The organism is Rhodococcus sp. 7Tela_A2 (assembly GCF_049311045.1).
Classification (GTDB): domain Bacteria; phylum Actinomycetota; class Actinomycetes; order Mycobacteriales; family Mycobacteriaceae; genus Rhodococcus.
Genome location: NZ_JAXION010000028.1, coordinates 32924 through 42445, shown reverse-complemented (window position 1 = coordinate 42445; position 9522 = coordinate 32924). Strand labels below are relative to the sequence as shown.

12 protein-coding genes are annotated in these 9522 nt (G+C 67.9%); 10 read left to right on the top strand and 2 right to left on the bottom strand.

Features of this window, described 5'->3' with window-relative positions:
• The first annotated feature begins 145 nt into the window (after window positions 1–145).
• Genes TVH25_RS07835 through TVH25_RS07820 form a run of 4 tightly spaced genes read left to right on the top strand, consistent with a single transcriptional unit; the run spans window position 146 to window position 2425 of the window.
• A complete protein-coding gene (locus TVH25_RS07835) occupies window positions 146–490 on the top strand; it encodes an acyl-CoA carboxylase epsilon subunit (RefSeq protein WP_296549030.1) in 345 nt (114 codons plus the stop codon).
• Window position 491: 1 nt separating this feature from the next.
• Window positions 492–1154 carry a Maf family protein gene (locus TVH25_RS07830; RefSeq protein ID WP_169619828.1) on the top strand — a complete coding sequence of 221 codons (663 nt, stop codon included), beginning with the start codon at window positions 492–494 and terminating at the stop codon, window positions 1152–1154.
• 43 nt (window positions 1155–1197) lie between these two features.
• Window positions 1198–1782: a hypothetical protein gene (locus tag TVH25_RS07825; protein ID WP_422423755.1), complete on the top strand. Its 585-nt coding sequence runs from the start codon at window positions 1198–1200 to the stop codon at window positions 1780–1782.
• A gap of 1 nt (window position 1783) precedes the next feature.
• Window positions 1784–2425, top strand: a complete 642-nt coding sequence (locus tag TVH25_RS07820; RefSeq protein ID WP_422423754.1) for a DUF6308 family protein — start codon at window positions 1784–1786, stop codon at window positions 2423–2425.
• Between the two features lie 7 nt (window positions 2426–2432).
• Here TVH25_RS07820 and TVH25_RS07815 read toward each other — a convergent pair whose 3' ends face one another.
• Both TVH25_RS07815 and TVH25_RS07810 read right to left on the bottom strand, forming a co-directional pair.
• On the bottom strand, window positions 2433–2801 hold the full coding sequence (locus tag TVH25_RS07815; protein ID WP_296549024.1) for a PLD nuclease N-terminal domain-containing protein: 369 nt from the start codon (window positions 2799–2801) through the stop codon (window positions 2433–2435).
• A 114-nt stretch (window positions 2802–2915) separates the two neighbouring features.
• Entirely contained in the window at window positions 2916–3314 is a 399-nt protein-coding gene (locus tag TVH25_RS07810; protein WP_422423753.1) for a group III truncated hemoglobin, read from the bottom strand.
• Window positions 3315–3377: 63 nt separating this feature from the next.
• Between TVH25_RS07810 and TVH25_RS07805 the strand changes: the two genes are divergently transcribed.
• The 6 genes from TVH25_RS07805 to TVH25_RS07780 all read left to right on the top strand — a co-directional run bounded on the left by TVH25_RS07805 (window position 3378) and on the right by TVH25_RS07780 (window position 9519).
• Window positions 3378–4271, top strand: a complete 894-nt coding sequence (locus TVH25_RS07805) for a sulfurtransferase (protein WP_422423752.1) — start codon at window positions 3378–3380, stop codon at window positions 4269–4271.
• Window positions 4268–4681 carry a SufE family protein gene (locus tag TVH25_RS07800; protein ID WP_422423751.1) on the top strand — a complete coding sequence of 138 codons (414 nt, stop codon included), beginning with the start codon at window positions 4268–4270 and terminating at the stop codon, window positions 4679–4681. The genes TVH25_RS07805 and TVH25_RS07800 overlap by 4 nt, the downstream gene beginning before the upstream one ends.
• A gap of 21 nt (window positions 4682–4702) precedes the next feature.
• Entirely contained in the window at window positions 4703–6154 is a 1452-nt protein-coding gene (locus TVH25_RS07795) for a condensation domain-containing protein (protein WP_422423750.1), read from the top strand.
• Between the two features lie 120 nt (window positions 6155–6274).
• Window positions 6275–8065 (top strand): acetyl/propionyl/methylcrotonyl-CoA carboxylase subunit alpha, encoded by a 1791-nt coding sequence (locus tag TVH25_RS07790; RefSeq protein WP_169619836.1) that lies wholly within the window; start codon window positions 6275–6277, stop codon window positions 8063–8065.
• 233 nt (window positions 8066–8298) lie between these two features.
• Window positions 8299–9108, top strand: coding sequence for an MHYT domain-containing protein (locus TVH25_RS07785; RefSeq protein WP_169619837.1), 810 nt, complete (start codon window positions 8299–8301; stop codon window positions 9106–9108).
• A gap of 9 nt (window positions 9109–9117) precedes the next feature.
• Window positions 9118–9519 (top strand): DUF1707 SHOCT-like domain-containing protein, encoded by a 402-nt coding sequence (locus TVH25_RS07780; RefSeq protein ID WP_169619838.1) that lies wholly within the window; start codon window positions 9118–9120, stop codon window positions 9517–9519.
• Window positions 9520–9522: the final 3 nt, after the last annotated feature.

Sequence of the window (9522 nt, the reverse complement as noted above, 5' to 3'; positions counted from 1 at the left end):
CCGGTGACACCGGCGGGACGCGGTCGCGCACCCGTCGCCACGCCCCGAACGGCGTAGCACGCCGCAGGTGGCGTGCGATGACCTCAACGAGAGGGACCCACATGACAGCGACCCAGTTCGCGGCAGCGCACGCGGGTGGCGCGCAGTGACCGCGACGGCAGAGGACAAGATCATCACCGACACGGAGTTCGACGAAGCGACCGACGCCGCGCTCGGCGACGCCACCGACGGGCAGGCTCCCGAACCGGCCGGCCGGCAGTCCCCGGCGGAAACGCCGGAGCCTGCCGCGGAACCGGCCGTCGCTGTGCGCATCGTCAAGGGCAACCCCTCCGACGAGGAGGTCGCGGCCCTGGTCTCCGTGCTCGCGGCGGCTGCGGCGTCCGTGGCTCCCGCAGGAGACACCACGCCGGCCGAGACATGGGGCGACCCGACGCGCATGCACCGCCAGCGGGCTCCGTTCTCCCCGTACTCGTACCCGAACCGGCTCTGACATGCCGCGCTTGGTGCTGGCGTCGGCTTCCCCGGCCCGCCTGTCGGTGCTGCACGCGGCCGGAGTCAAGCCGCTCGTCCACGTCTCCGGTGTGGACGAGGACGCCGTCGTCTCGGCACTCGAGCCCGGTACGGCCCCGGCGGCCGTCGTCACAGCACTCGCTCGCGAGAAAGCCGCTGCGATCCTGCCGGTCCTCGAGGAAAGCGGACTCAAGGACGCGGTGGTCATCGGTTGCGACTCGATGCTCCTCGTCGACGGTGTGCTGCAAGGCAAGCCCGGTACAACCGATGTGGCGCGTGAACGCTGGCACATGATGGCGGGTCGCAGCGCGGAACTGCTCACGGGACACAGCGTGCTGCGGGTCCACGACGGTGAACTCGTTGCCGAGGCATCCGACCACAGCGGCACCGTTGTCCATTTCGGCACCCCGACCGAAGAGGAACTCGAGACCTACCTCGAGAGCGGAGAGCCGCTCGAGGTGGCGGGAGCGTTCACCCTCGACGGTCTCGGCGGCTGGTTCATCGACAGCATCGAAGGCGATCCGTCGTCTGTCGTGGGTATCGGACTGCCCCTCGTGCGCACGCTTCTTGCCCGGGTCGGCATCTCGGTTGCGCAGTTGTGGACCGAGAACGCGGCCATCCCGATCGAGGCTCTCGAAAACTGAGCGAATTTCCGGACCATCCCCATCACCGAATCCGAGGACGGTCATGAACGACATCGCGGGGTCCGCGACCCAAGAAAGCTTCGTCCTGCTGAGCCAGGATCCCTTCTTCGACGTGGTCGTCGATCTGGTGGCCGGGTACCTGGCCTCCGCGTTCGACGATCCGGCGGACCACGAAGTGTCCGGGTGGACGCTGACCTGCCTTCCGTCCGCGGGCAGAACCGCAGACCACCAGCGGCTGTTCACGCTCGCGATCGGCCCGATGGAAGTCCTGCACGTCGAGCGGTACACGGAAGACGGGGAGACCGTCGATTACCGCACGGTGCTCACGACGTCCACTTCCGCGTTGATCCAGCAGACCGGTTCCTCGCTGGACCAGTTGTCGATGCGGTATCCGCTGCTGAAGTTCCACGACTCGGACAACGCCGCCGCGAACGGCGACGCGGTGGTCGTCGACTGGATTCTCAGCGACGACGGCGCCGACGAACAGTTCTTCGCACTTCCGCTCGACGAGACCACCATCGGCCCTCTGGCCGAGCGTCTGGCCGACCAAGGTGCGGGTCCGTATGAGGAGTATCACAATCGGTGGTTCGCGCAGCACGTCCTCGCCGTCATGACCGAAGAAGCCTGACGTGCCGATCCGGCTGCCCAAGGTGCTCGCCGGCCGGGACGACGCGCCGGCACTCGACGTGCTGGAGCGTTATTTCCGAGTGCCGCTGCGGAAGACCGGCCGGCTCCGGAGCGGCGCGCTCTGGGACGAGTGGGATTCGACCGGGACGAGGCAACGCGACGCCGACGTCTTCACCGCCGACGACCTCGTCGCCGTCACGTTTCTCTCGGTCGAGGTCTCGCCCGACGGCGCCGACATCGTGCTCCGGGAACGCCGCGACGAGTTCGCCGAGTTGCTGGCGGCGATCGGTCCGGACCGCGATCTCGCTGAGGAAGCAGACGAGATGACGCCCCGTTCCCCTGCGTGGCAACTGGAGACGGCGTTGTGGACGGTGCCGAGCATCGGACGCACGGTCGCGTCGAAGCTGATCGCCCGGAAGCGGCCCCGGCTCTACCCGATCTACGATCGCGTCGTCGGCGAGGTGCTCGACACCAAGCAGGCGCATCTCGAGCCGATCCGGCAAGCGTTGCGGCACAACGACGGTGAGCTACAGGCACGCCTCGTCGGGCTGCGGGAGCAGGCCGGATTGCCGGACGCGGTGCCGGCCCTGCGGGTGCTCGATGTGCTCGCGTGGATGCAACTGAAGGCGCCCGTCTCCGACTGAGCGGCGCTCAGGCCCCGGCGCCGCCCTCGCGTTCCAGCCGGCGCTTCTCCTGCTCCCTGGCCACACGGCGTTGCTGTTCTGCGCGTTCGCGGCAGCGCCGGAGGAACTCCTCGTCGGTCTCGGGCTGCTGCCCTGCCTGCCGCCCGGGCCGGTTGTATTCGGGGAACGCCGACGCAGGCCTCTGCGTCCGCGACCGGTCGACCCCGTCCGGCCGTCCGACGAGCAACCACAGCACCGAGCCGACCAGCGGCAGAAGGATCACGACCATCAGCCACAGCGGCTTGGGCAGGTGCCGCACCTCGTGTTCGTCGGCACGGATCACGTCGATCAGGCACGCCACCCACACGATCATCACGATCAACCCGAAATACGGCATTCCCGCACACCCCTGTATGTCGCCGCCGGGCGCCCCGGATCGGTTCGTCTGTTCAGCACTACCGCGTCTGCTGGTCCCTGCCGTGTCTGCCCGTCACGGGCGTCCGCGCGGATATTACGACATATCGACCTTCAGCGAGCGGGCGAGCGACCGTGCCATCGCCTCGGCTTTGATCTTGGCACGGTCGGCATTCGTCCCCGCGAACAACGCGTCGACGTTCTCGGTCCACAACGCGAGCCAGCGCTCGAACCGGGCGGATGTCAGGCCGTGGTGGCCGTGCAGCGCGCGGTGGACGGGGATGAACGCTCCGTCGTAACGCGTGGTGCGGAACAGGATCTGTTCCCAGAAGTCGCCGACGACGACGAGGTGGTCGTCGAGCCCGACGACGGCGAGAACGTCGAATACCGGCGCGAGCAGCGGATCGGCCGTCGCACGCTCGTAGAACCGCCGCACCAGTACGTCGATGTCGGCACGGCAGCCGAGATCGGCGTGGTGGGATCGACTGCGAGTCACGTGCTCGAACGCTACCGCCTAGAATCGACTGCGCACCTGCCACCACTGCCCCAGGAGCTCTTAGTGCCCGTCGCACCCGATAGCAACTCGTCGTTCGCCGCCTACGCGGATCCCGCTCGTCTCGTGTCGACCGAGTGGCTCTCGGCGCACCTCGGGCATCCCGAGATGAAGGTCGTCGAATCCGACGAAGACGTGCTGCTCTACGACGTCGGGCACATTCCGGGCGCCGTGAAGATCGACTGGCATCTCGACCTCAACGATCCGGTGACGCGCGACTACATCGACGGCGAGCAGTTCGCGGCGCTGATGGATCGCAAGGGCATCCGCCGCACCGACACCGTCGTGATCTACGGCGACAAGTCGAACTGGTGGGCCGCCTACGCACTGTGGGTGTTCACGCTCTTCGGTCACGAGGACGTCCGCCTGCTCGACGGTGGCCGCGACGCGTGGATCTCCGAGAACCGCGACACCACCCTCGAAATCCCGTCGGCCACGACGAGCGGCTACCCCGTCGTCGAACGCAACGACACCCCGATCCGCGCATTCAAGGACGACGTCCTGTCCCATCTCGGACGCGTTCCGCTCGTGGATGTCCGGTCGCCGCAGGAGTACACCGGCGAGCGCACCCACATGCCCGACTACCCGGAGGAAGGCGCCCTGCGCGGCGGTCACATCCCCACCGCGGTCTCCATTCCGTGGGCGAAGGCCGCTGCTCCGGACGGACGTTTCCGCTCCCGCACCGAACTCGACGAGATCTACTCGGGTGTCGACAAGGACGCCGATGTCATCGCGTACTGCCGGATCGGCGAGCGGTCCAGCCACACCTGGTTCGTGCTCACGCACCTGCTCGGTTACCCGCATGTACGCAACTACGACGGTTCGTGGACGGAATGGGGCAACGCGGTGCGCGTGCCGATCGTCCAGGGCGACGAGCCGGGAACAGCGCCGGTCGCATGAGTATTCCCGCACCTCTCGCCGAGATCGTCGACGACTTCGCCGCCGTCGAGGCTCAGGACAAGCTACAGCTCCTGCTCGAGTTCAGCCGGGAACTGCCGCCGCTCCCACCGGAGCTCGAAGAGGCGGCGATGGAGCCTGTGCCCGAGTGCCAGTCGCCGCTGTTCCTCTCCGTCGACGCCGCCGACCCCTCCAGCGTGACACTGCATTTCAGTGCTCCCGCCGAGGCTCCGACCACACGCGGATTCGCGTCGATCCTGCACCAGGGGCTGGACGGCCTCAGCGCGAAAGAGATCCTCGACGTGCCGGACGACTTCTACTCCGCGCTCGGCTTGGCCGCCGTCGTGAGCCCGTTGAGGTTGCGCGGCATGAGCGCCATGCTGTCGCGCATCAAACGTCACCTCCGCTCCTGAGTCCTGCGGAACCGCAAGTCGATGCAATTCACCGAGTTGGCCGACTACCCGATCTCGGCGGGGGTCCTGACCGAATGGCTGCCGTGCGCAGAAGACGACGCCTGGCAGCAGGACTCGCGTCCGGCCTCCTACATCCACGAGGCGCACCTGCGGCGTTCGAGTGGTGCCCGCTACGGCGGGGGCCGGGAATCCTGGCTGGGCACCGCTTTCGAGATCGACGGTGAGATCGACACCGAGAAGTTCCGCCGCGCGCTGGAACGGTGGATCGACCGGCACGAGCCGTTGCGCAGCCATACCCGCCTGACCGGATCCGATCGTGCGGAGAGTCCGATCATCCGGCGTACCGCACCCCCGGGCAGGATCTCCCTCCGTTCCATCCGCCACGACCCCAGCGATCCCGACACCATCCGCGATCACCTCCACGGGTTGTTCGACGACTACACGACCCCGCATCTGTGGCCCGCCTACGTCTTCGCGACGCTCGAACGGCTCCCGGACGACTCATCCGGGTTCTCCGGTACTGCACCGTGTTTCACGGTCTTCTTCGGAGCCGACCACTCCATCATCGACGGGTATTCGATCGTGCTGGTGGCGCACGAGATCACCGCCCTGTACGAGGAGGAGCGGACGGGCCGCCCCGCCGAACTGTTCCCCGTCGGCAGCTACATCGATTTCGGCGCCGCCGAACGCGACGGTTCCGAGCGACTCGACGACAAGCACGAAGCCGTACGCATCTGGCAGCACACCCTGAAAGTGTGCGGCGGGCACGCGCCGTCGTTCCCGCTCCCGATCGGCCCTCGCCCGCCGCACACCGTCGCGCAGCAGGGTGCGGTGGAACGCTGGTTCGACGACAAGCAGGCGTCCGTGTTCGCGGCGCGGTGTCAGGACTCGGGCGCGGGTTTCTTCGCGGGCGTACTCGCATGCCTCGGGCAGGCGACCCGAGAATTGGCGGGCGTCGACAATTTCCGTGTCGTCGCGCCCGCCCATACCCGGACGGGCCCGATGTGGGCGGGCGCACTCGGCTGGTTCGTCGGAGTGAGCCCGATCGACCTGGACCTCACGGGCACAACGGATTTCGACACGCTCACCGCCCGCGCCGCGCGCGAATTGCGCCGCACCCGCGCCAGCGCCCGCGTGCCGTTCGACCGTGTCGGCGAACTGCTCGGCGTGCCCATCCGCCCGCGGTTCGTCGTGTCCTACATGGATGTGCGCTTCGTTCCGATGGCCGCCCAGTGGCCGGAGTGGAACGCTCGCGCGCTGCGCAGCCGGAGCTTCGCCCACGACGTCTACATCTGGATCAACCGGACCCCCGAGGGCCTGAACATGTCCGCTCGCTTCCCCGACAATCCGGTCGCGGCCGCGAACGTTCTCCGCTTCCTGCACCGGACACGCGAACTGATGCACGACGTGGTGGCTTCCTCTGCACCGGGCTCCGGAGCCCCTGATCGGGACGTCCCACCTACCGGCGAGTAGCGTTGCACGCTCAGGTGGGCACCGTAATGTGTAGAAGCCATCCGGTTACATCGTCTAGCGGATTGGTGCTTAGACTGCCGCTTGACGGAAATAACCTAACGATCGATAGCAGGAGGCTCCGTGCCCAGTCATGCCAGCGCGCAGATCACGAAGGTGCTCGTCGCGAACCGCGGCGAAATCGCTGTGCGGGTCATCCGCGCGGCGAAGGATGCGGGGTACGGCAGTGTCGCTGTCTACGCTGAGCCGGACGCCGATGCACAGTTCGTGAAGCTCGCAGACGAGGCGTTCGCGCTCGGTGGCACCACTTCGGCCGAGTCCTACCTGGTGTTCGACAAGATCCTCGACGCTGCGGCCAAGTCCGGCGCCGACGCGATCCACCCCGGCTACGGCTTCCTGTCGGAGAACGCCGACTTCGCCCAGGCTGTCATCGACGCGGGCCTGATCTGGATCGGCCCCTCCCCGCAGTCCATCCGCGACCTCGGCGACAAGGTCACCGCCCGGCACATCGCCGAGCGCGCGAAGGCCCCGATGGCGGCCGGCACCAAGGACCCCGTCAAGAACGCCGACGAGGTCGTCGAGTTCGCGAAGCAGTACGGCGTGCCCGTTGCGATCAAGGCAGCCTTCGGCGGCGGCGGTCGCGGCATGAAGGTCGCGCAGACCATCGAGGAAATCCCGGAACTCTTCGAGTCGGCTACCCGCGAGGCCATCGCAGCCTTCGGCCGCGGTGAGTGCTTCGTCGAGCAGTACCTCGACAAGGCCCGCCACGTCGAGGCCCAGGTCCTCGCCGATCAGCACGGCAACGTCATCGTCGCCGGCACCCGCGACTGCTCGCTGCAGCGTCGCTTCCAGAAGCTTGTCGAGGAGGCCCCCGCGCCGTTCCTCACCGACGACCAGCGTGCCCGCATCCACGCTTCGGCCAAGGCGATCTGCAAGGAGGCCGGTTACTACGGCGCCGGCACGGTCGAATACCTGGTGCAGGGCGACACCGTCTCCTTCCTCGAGGTCAACACCCGACTGCAGGTCGAGCACCCCGTCACCGAGGAAACCGCAGGCATCGACCTGGTGCGCCAGCAGTTCCGCATCGCCAACGGTGAGGAACTCGAGATCAAGGAAGATCCGACTCCGCGCGGCCACTCCTTCGAGTTCCGCATCAACGGCGAGGACGCCGGCCGTGGCTTCATGCCCGCCCCCGGCCCCATCACCGTCTACCGCGAGCCGACGGGCCCCGGCGTGCGCGTCGACTCCGGTGTCGTCCAGGGCGACGTCATCGGCGGCCAGTTCGACTCGATGCTCGCGAAGCTGATCGTCACCGGCGAGAACCGCGAGCAGGCGCTGCAGCGCGCGGCACGCGCGCTCGCCGAGTTCGAGGTCGACGGTCTGGCCACCGTCATCCCGTTCCACCGCCACATCGTCGAGAACCCCGCGTTCGTCGGCGACGGCGAGAAGTTCGACGTCTACACCAAGTGGATCGAGAACGACTGGGACAACACCATCGAGCCGTTCACCCCGGGTGGTGCGGTCGAGGACGAGGACGAGGTCCTGCCGCGTCAGAACGTCGTCGTCGAGGTCGGCGGACGTCGCGTCGAGGTGTCGCTTCCCGGCCAGTTCTCTCTCGGCAGCGGCGGTGGCGCCCCCGGCGTCGTCCGCAAGAAGCCGAAGGCCCGCAAGCGCGGCGGCGGCCAGGGTGGCAAGGCATCCGGCGACGCGGTCACCGCGCCGATGCAGGGCACCGTGGTCAAGGTTGCCGTGACCGAAGGACAGGAAGTCGCCGAGGGCGACCTCATCGCCGTCCTCGAGGCCATGAAGATGGAGAACCCCGTCACGGCGCACAAGGCCGGCGTCGTCACCGGCCTCACGGTCGAGCCGGGCTCCGCCATCACGCAGGGCACGGTCCTCGCCGAACTCAAGTAGCACCAGCACGTCTCGAGGGGCCCCCACACCGCATCGTCGGTGCGGGGGCCTCCGTCATATGCGCACGTGACCGGTTCCACACCTCGTCGTGGGACTTCGGACCTATCGGCGTGGGGCATTGTGACCTATTCTCTTCGAGACTGTCGGGGTCGTTGTCGCTGTCCAATCCATGCGCGGCACGCAGCCCCTGCATGCCGTGGAGGGGCCCGTGCCGCCCTCCGTCAAGGGGACGTATGTCGCACGAACTCCACCACTTCTCCATGGGAATGTGGCTCTTCGCTCTCGGCTGGTTCGCCTCAGCCGTCGGGTGTTACGCAGGTTTGACCTGCGCCCGCCACGCCACGCGGGTCGCCCGGTCCCGGGCACGCTGGACCTTCCTCGCGAGCGTCGCGATCGGCGGCGTCGGCATCTGGCTGATGCACTTCATCGGAATGATGGGCTTCTCGCTTCCGGGATCGCCGGTCAGGTACGCATTGGCACCGACCCTGCTCTCCGTCGCTCTGGCGATCGGCGCGACATGGTTCGGACTGTGGATCCTGCAGGCGGATGTGCGACGGTTGCGGTCCTGGTCGCCGGGTGAACGACTGGCCGTGGGAGGCGTGGTGATGGGCCTCGCGGTCGCCGCCATGCACTACGCCGGAATGTCGGCGGTGCGGGTTCAGGGAGAACTCGAACAACAGAGTCCGTACATCGCTGGATCGGTGCTGATCGGGGTGGTCGCCTCGCTCACCGCGCTGTGGCTGTCGGGTGCGGCGGAGAGTGCGGCGATGCGCGTCGTGGCGGCGGCCGTCATGGCCTCCGCGGTGGTCGCGCTGCACTACACCGGCATGGCCGGGGTGGCAGTGCACGTGCTGCCGGACGCGCCCGAACCCACCGGGATGACCGTGATGTCGCTGATGTTCCCGGGGTTCATCGCAGGTTTCGTCGTCCTCGGCGCGATCGTGCTGCTGCTGCTGGCGTCACCGAGCCACGATGATCTGCGCGCCGAGGCCGAGATCGCAGCCTGGGATTCGGGCACGCCCCGCACGTCCGATCTCCACTAGTCTGGACCCATGGGCGAGCGTCCCGAAGTACGTATCGGAACGGCCGAACGCGAAGAAGCCGTGCAGCTGCTCGGTGACCACTTCGCGGCCGGCCGGCTCACGCTCGACGAGTTCGACGAGCGTGTGACTCGCGCGACGGAAGCCCGGACCCGCGGCGACCTGGTTCCGCTGTTCCGCGACCTGCCGTCGGCGCCGGCAGCCCTGGTGCCCCCACCAGCCCGCGAGAATCTCTATCTGAACCTCGTGACGCTGGTCCCGCTGGTGCTCGTCGCGCTGCTGATCCTCGTCGCGATCCGGCACCCGATCGCGATTCTCCTCGCGCTCGTCGCCCTCTGGATGCTGGGGCGCAGGGCGTACCGCCTGGTCACGGAATGGCGAGCCTCGGACCGGCCGCCCGGCGGTGCCGACTAACGT